Annotated in this window: 20 protein-coding genes and 1 tRNA gene; 11 read left to right on the forward strand and 10 right to left on the reverse strand. The window is 58.0% G+C overall.

The features are described from left to right. Window positions 1-2: 2 nt before the first annotated feature. The 3 genes from VIN96_RS03715 (at window position 3) to VIN96_RS03725 (ending at window position 3470) form a co-directional block, all read left to right on the forward strand. The gene (locus VIN96_RS03715; RefSeq protein WP_331894089.1) at window positions 3-218 is read left to right on the forward strand and encodes a SlyX family protein; all 216 of its coding nucleotides are present in this window, start codon (window positions 3-5) and stop codon (window positions 216-218) included. Window positions 219-227: 9 nt separating this feature from the next. Further along, window positions 228-1139: a dienelactone hydrolase family protein gene (locus VIN96_RS03720; protein ID WP_331894090.1), complete on the forward strand. Its 912-nt coding sequence runs from the start codon at window positions 228-230 to the stop codon at window positions 1137-1139. 180 nt (window positions 1140-1319) lie between these two features. Further along, window positions 1320-3470: an ATP-binding protein gene (locus VIN96_RS03725; protein ID WP_331894091.1), complete on the forward strand. Its 2151-nt coding sequence runs from the start codon at window positions 1320-1322 to the stop codon at window positions 3468-3470. A 12-nt stretch (window positions 3471-3482) separates the two neighbouring features. Here VIN96_RS03725 and VIN96_RS03730 read toward each other — a convergent pair whose 3' ends face one another. Then, window positions 3483-4184, reverse strand: coding sequence for a YafY family protein (locus VIN96_RS03730; RefSeq protein ID WP_331894092.1), 702 nt, complete (start codon window positions 4182-4184; stop codon window positions 3483-3485). Between the two features lie 97 nt (window positions 4185-4281). Here VIN96_RS03730 and VIN96_RS03735 point away from each other — a divergent pair, with 97 nt between their 5' ends. Then, window positions 4282-4671: a hypothetical protein gene (locus VIN96_RS03735; RefSeq protein WP_331894093.1), complete on the forward strand. Its 390-nt coding sequence runs from the start codon at window positions 4282-4284 to the stop codon at window positions 4669-4671. A gap of 35 nt (window positions 4672-4706) precedes the next feature. Here VIN96_RS03735 and VIN96_RS03740 read toward each other — a convergent pair whose 3' ends face one another. Both VIN96_RS03740 and phaC read right to left on the reverse strand, forming a co-directional pair. Next, complete coding sequence (locus VIN96_RS03740) at window positions 4707-5090, reverse strand: hypothetical protein (protein WP_331894094.1); 384 nt, start codon at window positions 5088-5090, stop codon at window positions 4707-4709. 4 nt (window positions 5091-5094) lie between these two features. Continuing rightward, window positions 5095-6942 (reverse strand): class I poly(R)-hydroxyalkanoic acid synthase, encoded by a 1848-nt coding sequence (gene phaC / locus VIN96_RS03745; RefSeq protein WP_331894095.1) that lies wholly within the window; start codon window positions 6940-6942, stop codon window positions 5095-5097. A 237-nt stretch (window positions 6943-7179) separates the two neighbouring features. Here phaC and VIN96_RS03750 point away from each other — a divergent pair, with 237 nt between their 5' ends. From VIN96_RS03750 to recJ, 4 genes are all read left to right on the forward strand, one after another. Then, the gene (locus VIN96_RS03750; protein WP_331894096.1) at window positions 7180-8310 is read left to right on the forward strand and encodes an OmpA family protein; all 1131 of its coding nucleotides are present in this window, start codon (window positions 7180-7182) and stop codon (window positions 8308-8310) included. A 137-nt stretch (window positions 8311-8447) separates the two neighbouring features. Continuing rightward, complete coding sequence (locus VIN96_RS03755; protein WP_331894097.1) at window positions 8448-9671, forward strand: LL-diaminopimelate aminotransferase; 1224 nt, start codon at window positions 8448-8450, stop codon at window positions 9669-9671. Window position 9672: 1 nt separating this feature from the next. Further along, on the forward strand, window positions 9673-10980 hold the full coding sequence (locus tag VIN96_RS03760) for a homoserine dehydrogenase (protein WP_331894098.1): 1308 nt from the start codon (window positions 9673-9675) through the stop codon (window positions 10978-10980). A 21-nt stretch (window positions 10981-11001) separates the two neighbouring features. After that, window positions 11002-12807: a single-stranded-DNA-specific exonuclease RecJ gene (gene recJ / locus VIN96_RS03765; protein WP_331894099.1), complete on the forward strand. Its 1806-nt coding sequence runs from the start codon at window positions 11002-11004 to the stop codon at window positions 12805-12807. 395 nt (window positions 12808-13202) lie between these two features. Here the strand turns inward: recJ and VIN96_RS03770 are convergent, their stop codons facing one another. Then, window positions 13203-14192, reverse strand: a complete 990-nt coding sequence (locus tag VIN96_RS03770; protein ID WP_331894100.1) for a PDC sensor domain-containing protein — start codon at window positions 14190-14192, stop codon at window positions 13203-13205. A 134-nt stretch (window positions 14193-14326) separates the two neighbouring features. Continuing rightward, window positions 14327-15559, reverse strand: a complete 1233-nt coding sequence (locus tag VIN96_RS03775) for a 6-phosphofructokinase (RefSeq protein WP_331894101.1) — start codon at window positions 15557-15559, stop codon at window positions 14327-14329. 223 nt (window positions 15560-15782) lie between these two features. Here VIN96_RS03775 and VIN96_RS03780 point away from each other — a divergent pair. Beyond that, window positions 15783-15858 (forward strand) — tRNA-Glu (locus VIN96_RS03780). Between the two features lie 94 nt (window positions 15859-15952). Here VIN96_RS03780 and VIN96_RS03785 read toward each other — a convergent pair. The 3 genes from VIN96_RS03785 to VIN96_RS03795 form a co-directional block, all read right to left on the reverse strand. Next, window positions 15953-17014 carry a hypothetical protein gene (locus tag VIN96_RS03785; RefSeq protein WP_331894102.1) on the reverse strand — a complete coding sequence of 354 codons (1062 nt, stop codon included), beginning with the start codon at window positions 17012-17014 and terminating at the stop codon, window positions 15953-15955. Between the two features lie 522 nt (window positions 17015-17536). Next, window positions 17537-18133 (reverse strand): pyridoxamine 5'-phosphate oxidase family protein, encoded by a 597-nt coding sequence (locus VIN96_RS03790; protein ID WP_331894103.1) that lies wholly within the window; start codon window positions 18131-18133, stop codon window positions 17537-17539. Between the two features lie 131 nt (window positions 18134-18264). Beyond that, window positions 18265-18813 (reverse strand): carboxymuconolactone decarboxylase family protein, encoded by a 549-nt coding sequence (locus VIN96_RS03795; RefSeq protein ID WP_331894104.1) that lies wholly within the window; start codon window positions 18811-18813, stop codon window positions 18265-18267. A gap of 141 nt (window positions 18814-18954) precedes the next feature. On the opposite strand from VIN96_RS03795, the gene VIN96_RS03800 reads away from it, so the two are divergent. Continuing rightward, window positions 18955-19848, forward strand: a complete 894-nt coding sequence (locus VIN96_RS03800) for a LysR family transcriptional regulator (RefSeq protein WP_331894105.1) — start codon at window positions 18955-18957, stop codon at window positions 19846-19848. Between the two features lie 92 nt (window positions 19849-19940). Beyond that, window positions 19941-20420: a GNAT family N-acetyltransferase gene (locus VIN96_RS03805; protein WP_331894106.1), complete on the forward strand. Its 480-nt coding sequence runs from the start codon at window positions 19941-19943 to the stop codon at window positions 20418-20420. 132 nt (window positions 20421-20552) lie between these two features. Here the strand turns inward: VIN96_RS03805 and arsB are convergent, their stop codons facing one another. Further along, window positions 20553-21602 (reverse strand): ACR3 family arsenite efflux transporter, encoded by a 1050-nt coding sequence (gene arsB, locus VIN96_RS03810; RefSeq protein WP_331894107.1) that lies wholly within the window; start codon window positions 21600-21602, stop codon window positions 20553-20555. Window positions 21603-21810: 208 nt separating this feature from the next. Next, window positions 21811-23961 carry a DUF2235 domain-containing protein gene (locus VIN96_RS03815; RefSeq protein ID WP_331894108.1) on the reverse strand — a complete coding sequence of 717 codons (2151 nt, stop codon included), beginning with the start codon at window positions 23959-23961 and terminating at the stop codon, window positions 21811-21813. Window positions 23962-24021 lie beyond the last annotated feature (60 nt).

A 24021-nucleotide genomic window follows, 5' to 3' on the forward strand; every position in this document is an offset into this window, starting at 1 on the left:
TCATGAGTGACGAACTGGAACGCCGCGTCCAGGCGCTGGAAGAAATGCTCGCCCATCGCGACGGCGAGGTGCAGGATCTGTCCGACATGGTCAGCCAGCAGTGGAAGCGCATCGAGAAATTGGAACGCGAGATCGAGCGCACCAAAGACCGCATCATCACCTTGGAAGACGAGGTCGGCGACGGCCCCGAAGCCAGTCAAAAACCACCGCATTGGTAAGGATCTGAAATGAAAGCCAAGACATTGTGCACCATCGCCGCCATCGTATGCGCCATCGGGACGATCGGCATCACCGGTGCAAGTTTGGCGGAAGGGTTTCAGACCCCGTATCACAACATCGCCAACGAAAAGGCCCGTTGGTGGGATGATGCCTGGTGGGACGACGGACAACTGCCCGAGGTGCAAAACCACAAAGTTGTCGAACGCGTCGTTAGCTATAAGAACGGCGACGTCGAGGTGCCTGCCGTGGTGCTGCGCCCCGACGACGATAAGCAATACCCAGCAGTTCTGTTTCAGCATGGCCGCGCCGGTTGGATGGATTTGATCCACCGCCATGCACGGCGTTTGGCGGCGCGTGGCTTTGTGGTGTTGGCGCCCGACGTTTACGCGGCGCGTTTTCTCGATCCGCGCCCCATCGAACACGATTATGCGACCGAAGGCGACGTCAACGCCGGCGTCGATTATCTGTTGTCGCTGCCGGATGTTTCGACCAAAAGGGCGTGCCTTTATAGCCACACCCGCGGCGGTTACTACACGCTCAAGGTCGCGGTGACGTACAAGCGCCAAGACGATGCGGTCGGCTGTTACGTATCTTATTATCCGCACATGCAAGATCCCAACGCGCCGGAACCCGAACAAGTTTATCGCTATGCCTCCGAGGCCGATGCGCTGACCATTCCGGCGATGATCTTCATCGGCGAGCACGAGCAATATCAACGCAAGCGTTCCATCGAAACGGCAGTGAAGTCGATGCTGGACCGCAAACACGACGTCACTCTGATTACCTATCCGGGAGTCGGGCGCGGCTTCGATTTTCGCCCCGACAACGTGCGTACTTTTGCCGATGACTTGGCGTCCAAGGATGCCGTGGCCCGCGCCGCCCAATTCATGCGCAAACGCTTGAAGTTATATGCAAAATAGCGATAAATGTTCTGGCTTCGCGGCTGTTGGCGTTGACGCGGATAGCGTGGGGCAGGATACTCGGTCGGTAGTGAGGCCGGATCGAGTCTCCGTGGGCAAAAGATATTTTGATGTGAGGGGAAACTAACGCCGGTGTCGCCGAAGATACCCGTGCGTAAAAGCATAGGCGTCAGGGTCTTTATGTTGATCTTGGCCGTGGTCGTTCCGCTGGCCGGATTCAATTTCTATAACAGTTCCAAAGAAACAGAGCGCTGGATTGCGGAGATCACCCAAGATCTCAATGTGTCGACCCGTGAATCCGCGAACAAGATCGAGGATTTGATCAACGCGTCCGAAGACCTCCTGGCGGTCTTGATCGCGACCGAAGCCGTGACCGACGGAAATTTGTTCGCCTGTACGCGGGTGTTGCACAACATCCAGGCACAGTTTCCCAAATACACAAATTTTTCGGTTGTCAACGCAGACAAGTACATCGTTTGCAGTTCCGGTACGTTGCGTGCGCCCAAGCATGTCGGCACGTCTCCCAATATCATCGAAGCGTTCAACACCAAGTCCTTCGCCATCAGTCCTTTTAAGTTCGGGGTGCTGACGGGCAAACCGGTGCTGGTCTTTTCCAAGCCCATTATTGGCGCCGACGGTCAGGTTCGAGGCACCGTCAACAATGGCCTCAGCTTGACGTGGTTAAGCGAATTCCTGTCGGGGCTTTCTCATCTTGATGGGCAGCGCATGGTGGTGTTCGACGGCCAGGGCAGGGTGATGGCCGGTCACCCTCACGACCAATTTCTGATCGGATCGTCGCTGTTCGACACGGCGCTCGGTCGCGCGGTGATCGGGAAAAAGGATGGCGCGGTGCAGTTCATCGATGAAAACGGCGATGACATCCGCGCCTACATTTCCTCGATCGACAGAATTCCGGGAGGTGCGTACATCGTGGCTTTCGCGCCGCTCAGCCCATTGTTGACCGACACCCGGCAGGGCTTATTCCTTCATCTCGCACTATTGGTGGCGTTGGCCTCAACATCATTACTGATGGGCTGGATGGGGGTGCGGGTTTTGGTGCTCGACCCGATCGACAAGTTGACGGTGTTGGCGAGAAAAGTCGAACAGGGCGATCTGACGGCGCGTTCCGAAATGGCCTACCATACCGGCGATCTGGGAACTTTGGCGTTGGCTTACGATCGCATGATCGAAGCCCTGGATACGCGCACAAGCGCGCTGCGCGAAAGCGAAGCGCATTACCGTGAATTGGTGGAAAGCGAAGAACAGTTGATCCATCGCTTCCTGCCCGACACCACCGAGGTGTTCGTCAACCAAGCCTTGGCCGATTTTTTCGGCGGTACACCCGAACAGTGGGTGGGACATAAATGGATTGACCACGTCCGCGAGCCTGATCGCACGGCCATTTTAGCTGTGCTGGAAAAATGCACACCGGCCCGGCCTGCCAATGTATTCGAAGCGATGGCCAAGAACGCTGCGGGCGAAGACCGCTGGTTGCGTTGGAACAATCGGGCCTTTTTCGACGACCAGGGGCGCGTGACGCATTTTCAAGCTGTGGCGATAGATCTCACCGACCGCAAGAAGGTCGAGCACAATCTCGAACTGGCGATGATGGATGCGCGCGCAGCCAACCGGGCGAAATCGAACTTTCTGGCCAACATGAGCCACGAACTTCGCACGCCGCTGAATTCGATCATCGGCTTTTCCGAAATGATGTCGTCGGGGGTGATGGGCAAGCTGCCGGAAAAATACGAAGAGTATTCGCATTTCATCAGTTCCAGCGGCCATCACCTGTTGAACATCATCAACGACATTCTCGATCTGTCGAAGATCGAAGCGGGTATGTTGGCGTTGGAAGAAGAGGAGGTTCGTCTCGACCGCGAAGTGATGGAAGTCCTGGCGATGATCCAAGATCAGGCTTTGAAAAACGGCAATGCCCTGCACAACAAGCTCGAACGCAACGATGCCTACGTTCTGCGCGCGGACCGCATGCGGGTCAAACAGGTGCTGCTCAACATCGTCAGCAACGCCGCCAAGTTTACCCACGACGGTAGGGTCGAAGTCAGCGCCCGCAAGGTCGACGGCGCGATTGCGCTGACGATCAGTGACACGGGCATCGGCATGGCCCAGCAAGACATCGACATTGCGTTGCGCCCCTTCGGTCAAGTCGATGGGCGACACCTCAACAAGCGCTACGAAGGCACCGGCTTGGGATTGCCCCTGGCGCAGCAATTGATGGAGATGCACGGCGGCGAGATGGTCATCGACAGCACGCCGGGCAAGGGAACGTCGGTGACGTTGATGTTTCCCGCCGAACGGACCGTGACGAACTGAACGCGATTGCCGCTAATCCCGAAGATTGTCTTGAAAGGGAATGCTCTTGAGATAGTCGTGCAAACGCTTACCCGGTTCATCGCGGAAGTGTTCACTCAGCACCGTCAATGCGCGCAAACGGTCGAGACGGAAATTGCGAAACCCCGCGCGCAGTTCACACCATCCCAGCATCAACCAAACGGACCCGAAAAATGCGAGGGCCAACGGGCGAACGGTACGCACCGAATGCGCGCCGCTTTCATCTACGTATTCGATTTGAACGGTTTGGCGGACGCGGATGGCGCGGCGTATGGCGCTGAAGTCGACACGCCAAGGAATTTTTTGCGCACTGTGCGGGGCGAACAGGGCTACGCCTTGAAGGGCCTCGCGTTGACGTGTCCCCAACAGGGCCTTGATCTTGCCCATGGTTTGACGTGCGGTGGCGGCGGTGGTTTCGTCGGTCCAACTGCACGCCATCGACAATCCCAAAACTAGGCACTCCAACTCTTCGGCGTCGAACTGCACCGGCGGCAAGGTGAAGGAACGATCCAAGACATAGCCAACGCCCGCTTCGCCGCTGATCGGTACGCCCGAGAGCATCAAGTCTTGGATGTCGCGGTAAATGGTGCGGGGGGTGACGCCGAATTCGACGGCGATGCGCGCAGCCGTGACCGCGCGCCTGCGTCCTTGCAGGAAATTGACGATGCGAAAAAGTCGGTCCGAACGGCGGCTCATGAAATCACTCAACCACACCCTTGCTGACACCACGTTGTCAGTAGAGTGTCAGTATAACGGTTTTGTCGATAGACAATGCAACCATTGGAGAATGACCATGAACACAGTCACCAAAACCGTTCACCTGGACGCCGACCGCGATCGGGTGTTCGCGTTCGTGTCGAACATCGAAAACCTGCCCAAGTGGGCGCACAATTTTTGTCGCGACGTGAAACGCGAAGGCGACGATTACAAGGTCGTCGGATCGGAAGGCGAAATCTATTTCACCATTGACGCCGATGCACGCACCGGCGTCGTCGACATGAGCGGCGGGCCCAGCAAAGATCAAATGGGCTGTTGGCCGGCACGGGTCGTGGGCTTGCCCGATGGCACCAGCCTGTTCGCATTCACTTGCGTTCAGTTTCCAGGTGTGACGGATGAGAGTTTCGCAGCAGACGAGGACAACGTGGAAGCAGAATTGGAATCGTTGCGAACGTTGTTCGTTTAAACGAAAACGGAGGGGCTTGCCCCTCCGCTTTTCATTTACTTCTTTTCCAATCCCAGCGTTTCCACCATGGATTTGATCTCGTAGACCTGGGCCGCCATGGTCAGGCGGGTGGCTTTGTTTTGCTTGACCGCAGAGAGTGTTTCTTCGGCGTAGCTTTGAATGCGGGTCATGTTGCTTTTGAGGTTTTGCAGCATCATCAAGGCGACGTCTTTTTCCTGCGTGGTCGACAGCAGCACTTCTTCCAGCTTCCACAGCTGTTCGGACATCTGCACCATCTGCTCGGTCTCGACCGCTTGCGCCTCGATCATGTTGTTGAGATCGGCTTTGAGCGCATCGTTCTCTTGCTGCAAGCTCACGATTTGCTTTTCAGCGGCTTTGAGCAGGTCTTTGTGGTTCTTGCCCACAGGGGTGTTCGTCATAACCTTATGACCCTCGTTTCAAAACGTAATCGCCAGGGGCGTCGCACAAGGCTTTCAAGCCGCCTTTGCCGGGCGTGCGCGGTTTTTGGTCTTTTTTACCGGCATAGCGGTTGACCCATTTGTTCCAGTCGTTCCACCACGAACCCGGGTGCTGGGAAGCGCCTTCCAGCCACGCGCCGGGAGTGTCTGGTTTATTGCCATTGGTCCAGTGGCAGTACTTTTTGCGTGACGGTGGGTTGATCACCCCGGCCACATGTCCAGAGCCCGCCAACACGTATTTGGTCGGGCCCTTGAGCAGGCGGGCGCTTTCGTAAACCGTCTTCCACGGCGCGATGTGATCGTCCTTGGTGGCGAGGAAGTAGCTGGGCGTCTTGACTTTCGACAGGTCGATGGGCGTGCCCATGATCTCGATCCCGCCCTTGGTGCGCAGCCGGTTTTCCAGATACATGTGGCGCAGGTAATAGGCGTGCATCGCGGCGGGCATGTTGGTGCTGTCGGCGTTCCAGTGCAGGATGTCGAACGGTCGCGGATCTTTGCCCAAAAGATAGCTGTTGATGGCGAACGACCAGATCAAATCGTTGGCGCGCAGCAACGAGAACGTCGAGGCCATTTCGCGTCCGGACAGGATGCCGTTGTCCTTCATGTGTTCTTCAAGACGCGACACCATGCCCTCGTCGATGAACACCGACAATTCGCCGACATCGGAAAAATCCAACAAGGTGGTGAAGAAGGTCGCCGATTTGATGCGCTTGGATTGATCGTGCGCGGCCAGATACGCCAGCGTGGTCGCCAACAGCGTGCCGCCGATGCAGTAGCCGATGGCGTTGACTTCGCGTTCCCCGGTGGCTTGTTCGATCGCATCCAGCGCCGCCAGCGGGCCTTCGGCCAAGTAGTCCTCGAACGCCTTGGCCTTGAGGCTTTCGTCAGGATTGACCCAGGAAATGGCGAACACCGTGTGGCCTTGTTCGACCGCCCAACGGACGAAGGATTTTTCCGCGCCGAGATCGAGGATATAGAATTTGTTGATCCACGGCGGCACGATCAGCAGGGGCGTTTTGCGCACCTTGTCGGTGCTCGGCGCGTATTGAATCAATTCCATCAAGTCGTTGCGAAACACCACCTTGCCGGGCGTGTTGGCGAGATCCTTGCCGATGGTGAACGCGCCGTCCTTGGTGGTGCGCACAGCCAGTTTTCCGTGGCCTTTTTCCATGTCCTCGATGGCCATTTCCAGCCCGCGGATGAGGTTTTCACCCCGCGTTTCGATGGTTTCGTGTAGCGCTTCGGGATTGGTCAGCAAAAAATTCGTCGGCGCCATGGCGTCGGTCAGGCGGCGGGTGAAGAACTGCGCCTTTTGCCGTTCGTGCGGATCGAGACCATCGGCGCCATCGACGATGTCCTCAACCCAATTGGAGAACAAAAGGTACTGTTGCTTAAGAAAGTCGAAGTAGGGGTCTTCGCTCCAATCGGGGTCGAGAAAGCGTTTGTCGCCGCGATCGGGCTTGGCCACCGGATCTGGATGTTTACCCGCCAGACGGGCGTTGAAATAGCCCAGCAGCTTGAGGCCGTTTTCCCAAAATTTCATTTGCGCCTGAGCCAGATGCTCCGGCTCGGCGATCATGCGCCGGGTCAATTCGGCGAAGGTCTCGGGCAGTCCGACGATTTCCGTCAAATTCAGCTCGGATCGGGCGGTGTCTTGCCATTCGGCGTCAACCGCGTGGCGTTCGTTGAACGCCCGGATCATATCCTGGGATCGCGCCGCCACGTCGGCGAGAATCACGGGCAGTTCTTCCAGTTTGGTCAGCGAGGTGTCAGAGGGTTTGGGGATGGGCCCTTCTGAGCGTTGATCTGGCATGTAGCGGCCCTTTGGTCATTTGGTCTCGTATCATTCTAATATGTCATATCAGTTTACGCATTAGAAACGAAGCTTGCGTTAAATTCTTAACAAATTCCGTTCAGTGTGCCATTAATGATCGGAAATTCAGGTATTCGGGGGCTTCCTATAATGGATGCGGTTACAAAGCATAAACGGACAGAAGTCCGACACAGCGGTCTACGGGCCAAATCGAGGGTGTTGCGCGGGGTGACGTCCGTGGCGCTGTTGAGCGTCATGCTCGGCGCATGCTCGTCCGTGCCGGATGTCGTCAATCCGGTGTCTTGGTACGAAAAAACCACCGATTTCTTCTCCGGCGATTCTCAGGCGTCCGCTACGGCGCCGACCACGCCGGATGGCCAAAACCAAGGCCTGTCCGCCGATCCCAATGCCCCGCCGCCCTCGCCGAGCCCGGCGCCGAGCCAAGACGTCGCCATGGCCCCTTCGGGGTTGAGCGCCGATCAGGTGGGGGGCAATTACGCGTCTCCGCCCATCGAACGCCAGGGCGCGCCAACCAACGTATTGACACCGCAGGCTGCCGTCGCCCAGGCACCGCAAGCGGCGCCCGCACCCATGCCTGCGCCTCAGCCCAGTGTAGCGGTCGCCCCTGTGCAGCAACCGACGATGCCAGCACCCGTGCCATCAGCACCGATGACCATGGCTTCCGCGCCGCCGCCGATGCCGACCATGCCGTCGACAACGGGTGCGCCTGCGCTGAGCGCCTCAGAAGCGCCAACGGGGCCGATGACGCCGCTGCCGCCGTTCGAATTCCCGCCCGCCAGCGCGATGAACGCCTATGGCGGCGACGGTTTTCAAACCGTGGTGATTACGGCCGACGGCATGGAAGCGATGGCCGAACCCGCGCCGACGCCGCAATTGAGCATGTCCGGCGCGCCGACGAGCGCAGCGCAAAGCTCCGGTGCCGCAATGTTCCCGGAACCGGGCGCCACCGTTGGCGGCGATGTCGGTCCGGCCATGGTTGGCGGTATGGTGCGCGTCGCGACCATTCATTTCGCCAACAACGCCGCCAATCTCGATCAGCGTGACCGTTCGATCTTGGGTGCCGTGATCCAATTGCAAAAAGAACGCGGCGGCCGCGTGGTCGTGGTCGGCCATGCCAGCTCGCGCACCAAGGACATGGATTACATCAAGCACCAGATGGTGAATTTCGAAATTTCCATGAACCGTGCGGGCGTCATCGGCACGGCGTTGAAGAATTTGGGACTTCCGGCCGAAACGCTTGAAGTCCAAGCGGTTTCCGATACTCAACCGTTGTTCTTGGAGGTCATGCCGTCGGGCGAGGCGGGTAACCGTCGCGTCGAGATTTATCTCGCGGCCGCAGCCACTTGACATCGGGCGACGATCCGGGGTTTTCCGGCGCCGCCGTCTCGCAACCGGGACGGCGGCGTTTTCACTTTCGAAATCCCGCGCCGTCGGACATAACAAATGCACTTGTTTGAACTCTAACCTTCTGGCAGAACGAGCCCATGGAACAGGAATTTCACCGCATTCGCCGCCTTCCCCCTTATGTCTTCGCCGAAGTCAATAAGATGAAGGCGCGCGCCCGCGCAGCAGGCGAAGACATCATCGATTTCGGCATGGGCAACCCCGATCAGCCGACGCCTCCGCACATCGTTGAAAAATTGTGCGAAACGGCGCGCAATCCGAAAACCCACGGCTATTCCAATTCCCGTGGTATCCCCGGTCTGCGCAAGGCCTTGGCGGCGTATTACGAGCGCCGCTGGAACGTGTCGATCGATCCGGAAACCGAAGCCATCGTGACGCTCGGCTCCAAGGAAGGCCTGGCCAACCTCGCCAGCGCCATCACTAGCCCCGGCGACGTGATTTTGGTGCCCAACCCCAGCTATCCGATTCACCAGTTCGGGTTCATCATCGCCGGTGCGTCGGTGCGCAACATTCCGGTGTCGACGGGGCCGGAGTTTTTTCAAGCGCTGAAGAACGCCGTCAATCACTCGGTGCCTAAGCCTTCCATGTTGGTGATCAACTATCCCAACAACCCGACCTCGGAAGTCTGCGACCTCGATTTCTACGAGGCGGTGGTCGATTTTTGCCGCCACCACGAGATCTATGTGCTCTCAGACATCGCGTATTCGGAAATTTATTTCGACGATAACCCGCCGCCGTCGATCTTGCAGGTCAAGGGCGCGAAGGATGTGTGCGTCGAGTTCACCTCGATGTCAAAGACCTACAACATGCCCGGCTGGCGCATCGGCTTCGCGGCGGGCAATCCGCATTTGATCGGCGCGCTGACGCGGATCAAATCCTATCTGGACTACGGCGCGTTCACGCCCATTCAGGTCGCCGCCACGGCGGCGCTGAACGGTCCACAAGATTGCGTGGCTGAGATTCGCCAGCTGTACAAGGAACGCCGCGACATCCTGATCGACGGCCTGGCCAACGCCGGTTGGGACGTGCCCAGCCCGCCCGCGACGATGTTCGCATGGGCGCCGCTGCCGCCCGCGTTTGCGCATCTGGGCTCGCTGGAATTTTCCAAGTTGCTGTTGCGCGAAGCCCAGGTCGCGGTCGCGCCGGGTATCGGTTTCGGCGAACACGGCGATGGTTTCGTCCGCTTGGCGGTGGTGGAAAACAAACACCGCACGCGCCAGGCGATCCGCTCGATCAAGTCCTTCATGGACAATTATCAAAACGTACTCGAAGACGCGGAAAAACGCCGCGCGGAGGCCAAGTAACATGACGTCCAATAAAGTATCCAGCGAACCCTTTAAAGTCGCCATCGCCGGTCTGGGAACGGTCGGCGGCGGTACCGTCAAGGTGTTGCGCGACCACGCCGACGTGATCGCCAAGCGCTGCGGGCGTCCGGTGGTCATCAGTGCGGTGTCGGCGTTGACCAAGGAAGGCCTGGATTTCGATGTGTCCGGTTATCAGTGGTATGGTGACGCCGTCGACATGGCGAAGAATTCCGACGCCGACCTGCTGGTCGAACTGATCGGCGGATCGGGCGGGGTCGCCAAGACGGTGGTCGAAACCGCGTTGTCCGCGGGCCGTCATGTCGTCACCGCCAACAAAGCGCTGATCGCGCACCATGGTGCGGCGTTGGACAAGCTGGCCGAAGAGAACAGCGTGAGCCTCAACTACGAAGCCGCCGTCGCCGGCGGCATTCCGGTGATCAAGTCGATCCGCGAAGGTCTGGCAGGCAACAACATCACCAAGGTGCAGGGCATCTTGAACGGCACCTGCAACTATATCCTTACCACCATGCGCGAAGAGGGCCGCGATTTCGACGCAGTGCTCAAGGATGCGCAGGCCCTGGGTTATGCCGAAGCCGATCCGGCGTTCGACATCGAAGGCGTGGATACGGCGCACAAGCTGGCGATCCTGGCATCGGTGGCGTTCGGTGTGGAGATCAATTTCAAGGACGTGCACGTTGAAGGCATCACCCACGTTTCGGCGGTCGACATTCAGTTTGCCGAAGAGCTTGGCTATCGCATCAAGCTGCTGGGCGTGGCGTCGCGTCACAACGGCACGGTTGAGCAACGCGTGCACCCGACCATGGTGCCGCTGAGCGCGCCGATCGCCCAAGTCGAAGGCGTGTTCAATTCCGTGGTGATCGACGGCGACGCCGTCGATACGTTGGTTCTGGTCGGGCGCGGCGCGGGCGAACTGCCGACCGCATCCGCCGTTGTCGGCGACATCTGCGACATCGCGCGCGGCCTGTCGGTTCCGACCTTCTCCATCCCGGTGGCGGATTTGGAAACGGTTCCGACCCGTTCGATGAGCGAACATGTGGGCGAGTACTACGTGCGCTTGACGTTGATGGACGTGCCCGGCGTGATCGCCGACGTGGCCGCCGCGTTGCGCGACCACGGCGTGTCGATGGAACAAATGATCCAGCGTGGCCGCGAAGCAGGCAAGCCGGTACCGGTGGTGATGACCACCCACGAAACCAGCGAGGCCAACATGGTCGCCGCGCTCGACGCCATCGCCGCGCTCGAACACGTGACCGAGCCGCCGCGCATGATCCGCATCGAAAACGCCTAAGGCGACGGGGAGGGAACAGCCATGCCCTCCGACCACGGTGTTCGGGAAGTCTTCGCCGACGGCAAGCTGTCGCTGACCGGCAAGCGGTGGCTGCTCAAGGAGACCGACGACCGACAGGCGTTGGCGATCAGCCAGCGTCTGCGCGTGCCAGAAGTTGTGGGGCGGGTGCTGGCGTCGCGCGATCTCGACGTGGAAACGGCGGGCGGTTTTCTCGATCCCAAGCTCAAAACCCATTTGCCAGACCCCGGCCATCTCAAAGACATGGACAAGGCCGCCACGCGCATCGCCGACGCCGTTCAGGCGGGCGAAAACATCGCCATCTTCGGCGATTACGATGTCGATGGTGCGACCTCTTCGGCGCTGCTCAAGCGCTTCTTGCAGGCGGCTGGGGCAAACGTGCGCGTGTACATTCCCGACCGTCTGGAAGAAGGCTATGGCCCCAACGCGCCTGCGTTGTTGAAGCTGCACAGCGAAGGGGCGTCGCTGGTGGTTACGGTCGATTGCGGCCAGACCTCGTTCGAGCCGCTGGCCGAAGCTCATGACGCGGGGCTCGACGTGATCGTCGTCGACCATCATGAAGGCGAAGCGCGCCTGCCCAAGGCGGTTGCGGTGGTCAACCCCAACCGCATCGACGATCTCAGCCCGCATGGCCAGATGGCCGCCGTGGGCGTGGCGTTTCTGGTCGCGGTGGCGGTCAATCGCAAACTCAAGGACGCGGGTTGGTACAATGACCGCGCCGCACCCGATCTGATGCAATGGTTGGACATCGTTGCGCTTGGCACCGTTTGCGACGTCGTGCCGCTGACCGGCGTCAACCGCGCGCTGGTGGCGCAAGGTTTGAAGATCCTGGCTACGCGCCAAAACATCGGCCTGCGCATGCTCGGCGATGTTGCGGGCATCAACGAAAAGCCGGGCGCGTATCACCTCGGTTTCGTGCTCGGCCCGCGCATCAACGCCGGTGGCCGGGTGGGGCAATCGGATTTGGGCACAAGGTTGCTGTCTTCTCATAATGAAAGCGAAGCGCTGGCGCTGGCCCAACGGCTGAACGACCTCAACGCCGAACGCCAAGAGATCGAAGCGGCGGTGCAGGACGAAGCCATCGCCCAAGTCGAAGCGCGCCTTGCGGGCGCGGACCCGGGCCCGATCGTGATCGCCCATGGCGACGGTTGGCATCCCGGCGTGGTCGGCATCGTCGCCTCGCGCCTGAAGGAAAAATACAACCGCCCGTGCTGCGTCATCAGTTGGGGCGGCGAGCAAGGCACCGCATCGGGACGGTCGGTCAGCGGCGCCGATTTGGGCAGCGCGGTGATCGCCGCGCGTCAGGCAGGGCTGTTGCTTAAGGGCGGCGGTCACGCCATGGCCGCGGGCTTTACGCTGGAACGCGCCAAACTGGATGAGGTGGAAGCGTTTCTTGCTGAGCGCATGATCAAGGCCATCGGTGAAAACCCGCCGCCGCCGGGACTCTACATCGACAGCACCACATCGGTCGCGGGCGCCAACATGCAGTTGGTGAAGACGCTCGAACAAGTGGGGCCGTTCGGCGTCGGCAATCCCGAACCGCGCTTTTGCGTCAAGGACGCCACCATCGTCAAGGCCGACCCGGTGGGCGCCGACCAAAGCCATGTGCGTTTGGTGTTGATGGGCGAAGGCGGGCAGGGGCGCTTGACCGCGATTGCGTTCCGGGCGTTCGACACGGCCCTCGGCCCGGCCTTGGTGAACCACGGCGGTCAGCCGTTCGATTTCGTCGGCCGTCTGCGCATCAACGTGTGGAACGGTTATGAAAGCGTGCAGTTGATGGTCGATGACGCTGTTCAGGCGTGGACCTGAGCATCATCCCCCCCCACGCACAGCCTGCGAAGAAGATCACTTTATGCTTCTCCCGCGCCGGATATGGCGCAGGAGAAGGACTTGGATTTTAGATGGGGGAGGTGGTGAGGGTGATGCCGTCACTCTGCCAATTCGACGAACGTCATGCCGACAAAGCCGACGATCACAATGACCAGCATCCAGAACAGCTCGACCATAATTGTCACTCCTCGTTCTGAAGGGTCGCGGTTTCTTTATGAAACCGGGATGTTATTTATATTGTATAACCCTAATGTAAGCGATGAAAGCGCATACTATTTAATGCGCAATAAGATCTATGAAAATCCCAAATGGGATAAGGGCGCGAACGCACGAAGCGGGCAGTGGCGTGTGATGATAAGGTTTTCGACCAGGTATCAGCCGAGCTTGCCAAACCAGAATTCCAAGCCGTTGTTGAGGAACTCGTCAAAGCGGATGTAATGCGAGCCATCGCATGAAAAGTTCAGGGCCACCATACCGTTGCAGATGTTGATCGACCCGGCGCGCAGGTAGATGTTTTCGTCCGCAAAACGCAGTTCGCGAAACATCTCGAAAATGCGCGGGATGTCTTCGGCGGGGACCACCGCACGTTTCGAATAGTCGCGGTGCGGGTACGCCAGGCAGGTGTTGGGATCGGTCAGATCTTCGAAGCTGAGGATGCGGTAGCAGTACGGATCGTCGATCAACCAGATGGTGGCGCGGCTGCTGGAAAAGTGCAGCTTGCCGTGGAACACGCCGTGATGGGTCATCAGTTCGCTCATCAAGGCCATAACGTCGTCCAGGCGTCCGTCAACTTGGCTGTCCACCCGGTGCTGTTGGAACAGGTTGCCGCGAATGGACGGATCGCCCTTGATCTGCCGCCAGGTTTGAGATTCTTCGTACAAGCCCTGGGTCGCGGGCAATTCGCGCAGGTCGTAATCCGCGCCCAAAAAACCCACGTGGGTGTTGTCTTGGTCGCGAATGACGCGGATGGCGGTCAGCGAGGGGCGCTTGGAATTGCGGCTGATGTAGGCTTCGGACAGGCGGAAGTTGGTGGTGCCCAAAATGCCTTGCATGTAAGGCCGGTGCGAGCGGTCGCGGCCGAAATGTTCGACGTCCGGCCCGTGGCGGGTGATGTTGGACACGATCTGCACGCCGTCGGCGTCCATGACGTAGAGGTGCTTGCAGTCGGGTATTTCGTCGAGTGCCTTGGTCAAGCGCTGTTCCATGCCCGCGCGATCGTGCATCAGGGCGACGCATTCCCGCGACAATTTGCGCATGGCGCGGCTGATCATCGCGGTCAGCATCTCGCGCTGCTTGAGGATCGCGGTCCTCAAATCCGGTGGTGTCGGTTCTGCGTTGCTTCCTTTATTCACATCAACGTTCACGGCTGCGGTTCCTCTGCTGCATCACCACGATGACCGATTCCTTCGCCCGAGACTAGGGCCAATAGATGGCATCCGTATGAAAAAAAAGGCCGCCCGGATTAGGGGCGGCCTTTTGATGCTCGGGTGTGCGAAGCTTACTTCTTTTTCTTCGCCAAAATTTTCGCCACCGTGTTGTTGCGATCCAACCGCGACACGGTGGGCAGGCCGCCCGTGCCCAACAGCGGGGTCAGGTACTTCATGAACGTGTCGGTGACGTCGTTGCCGTCCTTGTTGATCATGTTTTTGGCCATGACCTTGGTCTTGGCGGCGACGGCGGAGACCGGCGACAGCTTGTATTCGACCGCATAGTTGCCGGTGCGGTGGATCGTCACCGTGCCGTGCTTTTTGCCGGAGAAGTGAGCGAACTGCACCGCTTTCTCGCCGACTTCGCGCGCTTCGATCTGGTCGATGTCCGATACGCAGCCGAGGAACGAGCGTTGCAGATAGCCGAACGTGTCGCCACGCACGCGCTTGATGCCGGCCTTGTCCTTGATCTGGTCGCACAGCAGGTCCGCCAGTGCGCCGGTGCCCGAAAGCTGAACGTTGCCGTGAGCGTCTTTTTCGACGTTCTTCATCAACGAGGTGATGATCGGCGTGCCCTTGGCGTCGTGGATGCCTTCCGAAACCGCGATGATGCAACGGCCATGCTTATCGTAGACGCGCTTCACGTCCTTGATGAAGTTGTTCATGTTGAAGGTGGTTTCGGGCAGATAAATCAGATGCGGACCGTCGCCGTCATAGAGGCGCGCGCCTGCGGATGCTGCGGTCAAGAAGCCCGCATGACGGCCCATCACCACACCGACGTAGACGCCCTTGAGCGCCGCGTTGTCTTGGTTGATGCCGGCAAATGCCGAGGCCACGAACTTCGCCGCGGACGGAAAGCCCGGGGTGTGGTCGTTGACCATCAGGTCGTTGTCGATGGTTTTGGGAATGTGGATGCAGGTCAGGTCGTGACCGGACTTTTCAGCGTGTTCCGCGACGATGCGCGCGGCGTCGGACGAATCGTTGCCGCCGATGTAAAAGAACGTGCCGATGTCGTGGGCCTTGAGGACCTTGGAAATTTCCTGGCAGTACTTGGCGTCCGGTTTGTCGCGGGTCGAACCCAGCGCGGAACACGGGGTCGCCGCCACGGCTTCGAGATTGGCGGTGGTTTCCTTGGTGAGATCGAGGAAATCTTCGTTCACGATGCCGGACACGCCGTGCAGCGCGCCATAGACGTGTTCGATACCGGGAAATTTGCGCGATTCGAGAATTGCGCCGACGAGTGATTGATTGATTACGGCCGTCGGGCCGCCGCCCTGAGCGATCAGGACTTTACCTTTGAGCATGTGGGTATACTCCCCCTTATTGCTGTGAATTCTCCCGCGCGCAGTTTAACCGTAAATCCGCCCACGTACAGCCCCCCATTGAGGTAGCAACCGGGGGTGTTTTTCCCGCCAAAAGGGGAAGATCAGGGGAAAACGGGTAGGGAGATGAAAAAAGAGATCTTTATCTGTTTAAAGGGCTTGATTTTGCCTCAGCGAGCGTTTAGTTAACGCGTGCTTCCAGCGAGACCCCTTCGTCTAGAGGCCTAGGACACCGCCCTTTCACGGCGGCAACACGGGTTCGAATCCCGTAGGGGTCGCCATCTTCCAGACAATTTAAGAATATTGGTTCGTTTCCGCAGAAACGGAACGACTGCTTCGTGCCGAATGTCGGCTTTATGTTCCTGCGAGATCTCTCTACCAAATGGGGACCTCGTCCGTGCCTGGTGTCATTGCGGGGCTTGAGCCGACCGGGCATTTCGCGGGATCGAACTTGGCGGTCCAGGCCGCGAAATCAAGCGCTTCGGCTGGCCTCATAAGGCAGGCCGGGGTTGACCAGGGATGGCCCAAGTGCAGCAATTGGTGCCCCATTTCATGGGCCAGCATCGCAGACGCATATGACAGCGCGTCCTTTCTGGTGTAGGTGTCTCCGCTCCGAAGGGCCCGAATTTCAGGATCGTCTGAGACGTAAGGAAAGAGCGTGACCCACACAGACGCGCCCAGTGCCGATGACGGATTGTACTCTGTGGAACCACCCGTGATGCCGCCGCGCAAGGACGTATGAATGGGCACGGGAATGTACTCGACACTGGCGACGAGCTGGTTGGTGAGAACGATTTCCGCCTCAATCCCCTGACGCGCCATCAGCGTCCAATATCCGTATTCATTGAGCGGATAATCGGGGCGTCCCGGAACGGTGCCGATTATCGGGTTTCCGTCGTGAAGTTTGGCGCTGGTCCAGTATGAGAGGCGATTGTCGAAGGTTTCGACGACCGCTTTGGAAAATGAGTCGATATCTTCTTTCTCGACTGGCCGGGTAAGGTAGGGGCGGGCGAAGGCAATTTGGTCGGCGAGAGGATCTGTCTGCTTCTCGATCTGCTCGATCAAGTTTTTGCGAACCGTTTCCCAGTCGACCTTGCCGTGGCGGAAGTCGCCAATCAGGCCTTTAAACCCATCCGGTTCGCTGCCCACCAGTTTTGAAAAAACGTCGTCGATGTTCCGAGCGGAGATTTTGTTCGGTATGACGACATCGATACCGAAGTTCTCTTTGATCAAATGTGCGGCGCCAGCAACAACGGTCTTAAGTTCGCCAGTCGTGAATTTTGGGAACCGCGGATTTTCAATATAGACGACGCGAGGTGCGATCCGGTTGTCCGTGATAACGGGTATGGAAACGAATTTTGCATCTGCTGCATCGGAGCAAACAGGCAATATCGCTGCGCAGACAGCCAGCACACAGGCAAAAAATGGACGAACCATGGTAGAGCTTCCCCTTTTGCGACGCCTCCGGATCAAGCTAAAGAGCTTGCTCTCGGAAATCACTCATCCAATTGGCTTAGGGGTCGAAGCGGGCATTGTAGATTTCGGGAGCGATGTCTGCTGATGGAGTGTTTTAAGACATAGGCTGCGCCAGTTTTCTGCGGATTTCCCAGTGCCCATCTATCTCCGGTACGGGTCGCCATCTTTTCCAGACAATCTAAGAATATTGGATCGTTTCCGCGGGCGCGGAATCACGGCTTTGTGCAGTGGTGGTTCAGGTTTCGTGCAGCGCTCAGCAACTTTGTCTCTACGGCGGTTTGACCACTCTTGTATAGGGACAGGGTGCGAAACTTTGCTTCTAAACATGCACAGCACTGATGCTCCACCTTTGGGCTTACATAGGGGCAATGATCACAGGGTTGATTGCTGTGTTGTAAAAAATGAGTCCATGTTTCGAACGCCAGCTGAAAATCACCTTGTTCGATGTGGACGAGCAATTGATTTAGGGGCTGTATCTCAAGATCATTCATAACCAAGCTCCGCTTCGAGTTCCGCGATCCGCGCATCGCGGACGGCAAGGGCGCGTTCGACGTCTTCGGCATCGAACCGAACGGGTATGTGCTGTGGGCAATTGACATCCCACGCGGAAATTTCGAAGACGACCACCTGTTCGGCGCGGGCTTGGTCGTCTTGGGGCATAAGTTGTTCGATCAGTTGTGCGTCGTCTTCGACGATGCGCGCCTCGCCCCAGATCTTGATCCGTTGGCGCTGCGCATAATCGATGAGAAAGATGTGCGCTTTTGCGGTGTCGGCGAGATTGCCTTGGGTGATGAATTGGCGATTGCCTTTGAGATCGACGAAGGCAAGCGTCGAAGGCCCAATGACCCGAAGAAAGCCGCGCGGACCGCCGCGATGTTGAATATAGGGCGCCCCATCGCTTGAAACGGTGGCGATAAAAAAGCTTCGCTGGTCGGCGATGAACGCGGCGAGGTCGTCCGTGATCACCGTTTGCCAGCCTCCACTTTGCTCCATCCGCCGGTACGCATCACGCGATCCCTTGCGAACCTGGATCGCCTTGACGCTTGGCGTAAATGCGATGTCAGAAACGGGTTTGACCATGGCCGCCGTCCCTATAGGCCAAGTTCAGTTGGGCGCATGATGCTCTCCTGAATTGAGCGCAAACTGTAAATTGATAAAGGCGCCGAGGGTCCCGGCGGGGGGGGGATGCCGGAACCCTCGGGCTTCGTGAACTAGGCGGCGAGAGTTTCGACTCGGGGGAAGTCGATCTCGGTTCCGAGGACCTCGTTCACGTAATTCGTCAGGGTGTTCAAGGCGACGTGCGCAACGATTTCGACGATTGCCGCATGGCTGTAGCCTGCGGTTTTCAGATCATCGAGTGCGTTGTCCTGCACTTGGCCACGATTGCGAGCAATTTCCGCGGCAAAGCGCACCGCCACGTCGGCCTTGGCGTCGGTCGACTGACCCTTGCGGTTCGCGGTCATCTCGACGTCGCTCAGTTGGGCGAGGTTCTTACCCAGGTAGCTGTGGGCCGCAAGGCAGTAGCCGCAGCCGTTGGCCTCGGCCACAGCCAAAGCGATCCGCTCACGGGTTGCAGGGTCAAGCTCACCCCCGCCAAGCGCGCTGTTGAGGCCAAGATAGCCTTCGAGCGCAGCGGGGCTGTTGGAGATGATTCGAAACAGGTTGGGAACACTGCCAAGCTGCTTTTGGACGGCATCGAGCAAACCGTGGGATGCTTTGGGTGCTTCATCGATAGACGCGGGAGTGGGGATGCGGGACATAATGCTTATCCTTTGCCTTTTAGGGAGCCGTCAGCGGGATTGCCGATGGTCATGGCGAAAAGATAAATAATTTTGGAAAATGGAAGAATATAGATAATATGCAAAATACCATTTCAAATAATGAAATTATGATCTTGCACAATGGACCGATTACGCGCCCTTGAAGTGTTTGTCGCCGTGGCCGAGGCGGGCTCGCTCGCCGGAGCCGCCAAAGTCATGTCGATGAGCGCGCCAACGGTGACCCGCGTCCTGGGAAATCTCGAAGCCGATCTCGGCGTACTCCTCTTCCATCGCTCAACCCGGGCGACAACCCTGACGGATCCCGGCAGATCTTTTCTGACGGACGCACAGCGTATCCTGGACGATTATCAGGCTTCGAGTGATGCGGCGCGCGGTGCGCACCGAGCGCCGAAAGGCGTGCTCAGGCTCACGGCGCCGACGCTGTTCGGGCAGGCTTACGTTTCACCGATTCTTCTCGATTTCCTCGATCAGTTTGATGAGGTCGACGCGGAAGCCATTTATCTTGATCGGGTGGTGAACATTATCGACGAAGGTTTTGACGTGGCGGTTCGCATCGGTGCGCTCACGGATACCAATCTCATGGCCGTACGGGTTGGCACGGTGCGTCGTGTCGTCTGCGCCGGAGCGGCTTATCTGTCCCAGCATGGCATTCCGCACGTTCCCGGAGATCTCGCCGGACACCGCATCATCGCAGCGCGGCCGGTTTCGGCCTCTAACGAGTGGAAGTTTGCGGACGGCAAAGCAGTCAAAATCAGCCCGCGGGTCTCGTTCTCATCCGTTCCCGCCGCCATCACTGCCGCGAAGTCCGGTTGGGGGCTGACTCGCGTGCTGTCGTACCAAGTCGGCCCCGATCTTGATGCCGGTGATCTGAAGATCGTGCTCAGCGAATACGAACCCGAGCCCCTGCCGGTCCACATCGTTCATGCCGAGGGACGCAACGTCTCCGCCAAGGTTCGGGCGTTTGTCGACATAGCTGCGGCAAGGCTGCGAGCAAATTCGTTTCTCAATTTGTAGTGTCGAAGCGCGCTCACGGATATCCTTTGTATTCGTAAGGATTGGCTTCATGATCGGGGATCGCGACCTCTGGGTGTCTGTTAGATATGAGAATGAAGACTTCTCCACGGCTTTCCTTCGGGCGTCTGTCCGACATTCCGCCCGATCAAATCATTGCACACATGTCCGAGCCCCGCATTGCGGAGCATATGCCCCTCCTTACGTATCGATGGGATCACGAGGCTCTCGCGCAATTTCTCGCGGCAAAGGAACAGTGTTGGCGGCGTGATGGGTTGGGGCATTGGGCCATTCTCTGCGACGGCGGATATGTCGGATGGGGCGGGTTTCAAAAAGAAGGTGATGAATGGGATTTCGGATTGGTGCTGAAGTCCGAGTGTTTTGGTCTAGGGCCACGGATCTTCAAGAAGGCGTTGGAGTTTGCCAAGGCTGATGCGCGTATTCCGTATGTTACCTTTCTCCTGCCGCCATCACGCAAACGTCTGCGGGGACTTGCAAGACTAGGTGCTCAGTTCGTCGGAGAGGTTGAGCACGATGGCGCTTGCTTCTTGAAGTATCGACTGCAGACCAACTAGCCGTCGTTTAGAGCTGCACGTGTTTGCACAGGCATGCAAAGCGATAAGCTGAGCTTATGCTCAGCATTTCTCCGTGCTTATCAAACGGTTCCTTTCTCCTTCGCGGAGCGGTCTTGGTGTGCAGAGGGCGGGTTAGCGCCGTTCGTACCAGCCTTTGGTGGCGTTGACGATCTTCACCACCGACAACATCACCGGGACTTCGACCAAAACGCCGACCACGGTCGCCAGCGCCGCGCCGCTGTCAAATCCAAACAGGCTGATGGCGGCGGCGACGGCCAGTTCGAAAAAGTTGCTGGCGCCGATCAGCGCCGACGGCGCGGCGACGTTATGGCTTTCCCCGACGAACCGGTTGAGCAGGTACGCCAGCCCCGAGTTGAAATAGACCTGAATCAGGATCGGCACGGCCAAAATGGCGATGATCAACGGCTGGTCGATGATCTGGCCGCCCTGAAACCCGAACAGCAGCACCAGCGTCACCAACAGGGCGCTGATGGACACAGGATCGAGGATATGCAGGACGCGTTCCAGACGTTCAGGACCGCCCATGGCCAAAAGGTATTTACGGATCATCTGGGCGATGGCCACCGGCACGACGATATAAATCAGCACCGACACGAATAGCGTGGCCCATGGCACCGTAATGGCTGAAAGGCCAAGCAGCAGGCCGACGATGGGGGCGAAGGCGAAGATCATGATGACGTCGTTGAGCGCGACCTGGCTGAGCGTGAAGTGGGGCTCGCCGTCGCTCAGATGGCTCCACACGAACACCATCGCCGTGCACGGTGCGGCGGCCAGAATGATCAGACCGGCTATGTAGGACTCGATTTGCCCGGCGGGCAGGTAGGGGGCCAGCAGGTGGCCGATGAACAGCCAGCCGAGCAGCGCCATGGAAAACGGTTTCACCGCCCAGTTGACGAACAGCGTCACGCCGATGCCGCGCCAATGTTCGCGCACCCGGTTCAGTGCGCCGAAATCGATCTTCAGCAGCATCGGGACGATCATCAGCCAGATCAGGATGGCCACGGGCAAATTGACCTTGGCGATTTCCATGGCGCCGATCGCTTGGAATGGTTGGGGAAAGGCCGAGCCCAACGCAATGCCGATAACGATGCAGAGCGCGACCCATAAGGTCAGGTATCGTCCGAATAGGCCTAAAGCCGCAGTGTTTTTGGAGGAAGACATTGGTCATTCCGTGTGAGTGAACGTTGGTGGAATCCAAGTGTAGCTTGAATTTAAACGTATCCCAATTTCACACAAATTTCCCAGTGCCCATCGAGTTTTTTTGGGGGGCGCCATCCGACGATTACGAAAGGCAAGCCCTTCCAAAACTTAGGTCACGTTTAAGGTCTAATGTGGACCAAACCCTGGGTCTCTTGCCGCATAATGTCACCTACTGATTATCGTTTACGGGTGTAATGGTGAGGATCGCCTTTCCGTCATTCTTGCCGTAGGTCCAAGAATAAGGCAGCGCCCAATTTCTTCCCAAGCCAAGCCCGAATACGGCATCATTGACGTATAAAAACAGCTCACCATCCGATCTTGCCTTGTATTCATTCAATCCCGATCCGATGACAATTTCTTCATTTCCTGCGTTATCGATGCGGCCCATGAGTTTCAGCCAAGGTTCCGAAATTCGCCGCCGAAACGGAACCCACAAACTCATTGCAAGATTGGGGCTCTCGAATCCGTTCGGGGTGGTGGATTGGTAAGGGCCGTCGGTCCAACGTGTGCGCTTCACCTGGAAGCTATAGGTGCTTCCTTTTTTCAAAGTTATTCCTGTTGCGAAGCAGGGATCGCTGATATCGAAGGTGACAGGTTGGGGCCCGGTAAGAGCCGTGCCCCCCGTGTTGTGACACAGAAAACCCAAGGCACTGCGAGCATAAAACACGGAGCGATCAGCAAAGAAAACCAACACCGCCAGAATGGCAAGCAAAACTATAAAAGCCAGTGCCCACTTCACCGCTGTGCGTAATTTTGAGCGGGCAGCACCGCGTAGATTCGAGGTGCAGGTGGCTTTCCATATGGGCGGGCTGCCCTTGCCCTTTAACGCGGCCCAAGCATCCATGGCCTTTTGTTGTGTGGCTCTATAAGAGAAGCTCTTCAAAATAAAAAAGACGATGAATATGGCGATAAACGACCATAGCCATCCCGGGTTCTGTCGAAGAACTTCAAACCAAGGGGCAGCAAAGTCGGGGAGGGAGGTCATCGCCAACTCAAAAATGGGATCTAATGCGCAGGCGGACCCGATGCAAATTCCACCCTTGTCCCAATCAACGAATGGTAAAAAAGGCAACAAAATCAGACTGCTGGTGGCCACCAACAGGGCGGCATAGAGCCATCGTCGCCAATAGATTACATCCAGCGCCAGGTTCATGGCGTCGGCCCGCGCCGTGCTTTGCTGCGGGGTTTCGAAGGTAGGTGGCGTCCCCCGGGTGGAGACGACCTCGTAGGATGCGGGCAAGCCGGTGGGGGCGTAGGGAACGACATTGTCTTGAATTCGTTCCAGAACGCCACGATGAATTTTGGGTTTTTTGATCCGCACATCATTGTCTGGATCGTTACAAAGGAAATCGATACTGCGCGGTTTGTAGCGGTAATAGGCTGCGAATCCGGCGCGGGAATCGTGTTGCAGGCCGTGCCAATCGGAAAGCGCCTCATACTCGTCACGGACACGTTGAATGAAATGTAGTCCGGGTCCGTCCTCAGTGGCGGGTTCGACTTTGGACATCATCCAGTCCAGGGGCACCAACGACAGGTCGTTCATGGAATAGCCGCCACCGACATCGGAATGCACGCCGGTAAACCAGACTTGTTCAATTCGATTGGCTTGGACTTCCCCTTCTGCTGCCAGGGTTTCTTCTTGGCTTTCGTCCCACAGGACAGGGTGAAACGTATGCCGCTCGTCATCGATGGATATGGCGTGACAGGCACGTTTGACACGCGGCGAAAGTCGCTGATCGCAAAAGCGAAGGGGAAAAATGAGCTTGTCCCAAAGGTAGGTTAGTTCGTCAATGGGCAGGCCGTAGGCATCAACGGTATCCCATACGCCGATGAACTCGATTTCAGGCTTTACGTTATCTTGTTGGATAGGCTTGGCGGGGCGAATGGATCGATATGCGCGATAGAGAAGGCCGCTCTTAAATTTAGAACGGTTCGCGCTGAAAACTCTCCTCGCTTCTTTGTGCAAGTCCTCTTCATTTTTGTAGTTCGTGTAGATTCCACAATGCAAAATCATGCCCGCAAGCAAGCGAACGGTGAAAGCACCGCGGCTGAACCCAAAGAGGTAAATTTTGTCGCCGTCGCTATAGCTGCGGCACAGAAATTTATAGAGTTCGACGACGTCTTCCTTGAGGCCCCATCCAAACGCGCCGCCGATCGCCTTCAGCGGTGCGAATTCGCTGGTTCCCACACCCGCGGTATACATGGCGACTTGGTCGGGTCGATGCAGGTTCAACGCGCGGTAAAGGCGCCAAACATTTGTCTTGTCCCTGGACGTGGAACTGTTGGCCGTGCCGTCCGACATCAAAACAATGTTCTTCATCGAACCGTTCCCCCGATTATCCCTGTGTCTGACCAATCATTGCGACAAACGATTTCGTTG

It is taken from the genome of Magnetovibrio sp., from assembly GCF_036568125.1.
Lineage (GTDB): Bacteria > Pseudomonadota > Alphaproteobacteria > Rhodospirillales > Magnetovibrionaceae > Magnetovibrio.

What these genes read in the sequence shown, in the direction of transcription:
- VIN96_RS03775 (WP_331894101.1), bottom strand. Translation starts at nt 15,559, where the DNA reads ATGCTCAAAGGTAAAGTCCTGATCGCTCAGGGCGGCGGCCCGACGGCC.
- VIN96_RS03740 (WP_331894094.1), bottom strand. Translation starts at nt 5,090, where the DNA reads ATGACGAACACCCCTGTGGGCAAGAACCACAAAGACCTGCTCAAAGCC.
- VIN96_RS03755 (WP_331894097.1), top strand. Translation starts at nt 8,448, where the DNA reads ATGGAACAGGAATTTCACCGCATTCGCCGCCTTCCCCCTTATGTCTTC.
- VIN96_RS03815 (WP_331894108.1), bottom strand. Translation starts at nt 23,961, where the DNA reads ATGAAGAACATTGTTTTGATGTCGGACGGCACGGCCAACAGTTCCACG.
- VIN96_RS03715 (WP_331894089.1), top strand. Translation starts at nt 3, where the DNA reads ATGAGTGACGAACTGGAACGCCGCGTCCAGGCGCTGGAAGAAATGCTC.
- VIN96_RS03730 (WP_331894092.1), bottom strand. Translation starts at nt 4,184, where the DNA reads ATGAGCCGCCGTTCGGACCGACTTTTTCGCATCGTCAATTTCCTGCAA.
- VIN96_RS03795 (WP_331894104.1), bottom strand. Translation starts at nt 18,813, where the DNA reads ATGTCCCGCATCCCCACTCCCGCGTCTATCGATGAAGCACCCAAAGCA.
- phaC (WP_331894095.1), bottom strand. Translation starts at nt 6,942, where the DNA reads ATGCCAGATCAACGCTCAGAAGGGCCCATCCCCAAACCCTCTGACACC.
- VIN96_RS03725 (WP_331894091.1), top strand. Translation starts at nt 1,320, where the DNA reads ATGTTGATCTTGGCCGTGGTCGTTCCGCTGGCCGGATTCAATTTCTAT.
- VIN96_RS03760 (WP_331894098.1), top strand. Translation starts at nt 9,673, where the DNA reads ATGACGTCCAATAAAGTATCCAGCGAACCCTTTAAAGTCGCCATCGCC.
- VIN96_RS03790 (WP_331894103.1), bottom strand. Translation starts at nt 18,133, where the DNA reads ATGGTCAAACCCGTTTCTGACATCGCATTTACGCCAAGCGTCAAGGCG.
- VIN96_RS03785 (WP_331894102.1), bottom strand. Translation starts at nt 17,014, where the DNA reads ATGGTTCGTCCATTTTTTGCCTGTGTGCTGGCTGTCTGCGCAGCGATA.
- VIN96_RS03800 (WP_331894105.1), top strand. Translation starts at nt 18,955, where the DNA reads ATGGACCGATTACGCGCCCTTGAAGTGTTTGTCGCCGTGGCCGAGGCG.
- arsB (WP_331894107.1), bottom strand. Translation starts at nt 21,602, where the DNA reads ATGTCTTCCTCCAAAAACACTGCGGCTTTAGGCCTATTCGGACGATAC.
- VIN96_RS03720 (WP_331894090.1), top strand. Translation starts at nt 228, where the DNA reads ATGAAAGCCAAGACATTGTGCACCATCGCCGCCATCGTATGCGCCATC.
- recJ (WP_331894099.1), top strand. Translation starts at nt 11,002, where the DNA reads ATGCCCTCCGACCACGGTGTTCGGGAAGTCTTCGCCGACGGCAAGCTG.
- VIN96_RS03735 (WP_331894093.1), top strand. Translation starts at nt 4,282, where the DNA reads ATGAACACAGTCACCAAAACCGTTCACCTGGACGCCGACCGCGATCGG.
- VIN96_RS03805 (WP_331894106.1), top strand. Translation starts at nt 19,941, where the DNA reads ATGAAGACTTCTCCACGGCTTTCCTTCGGGCGTCTGTCCGACATTCCG.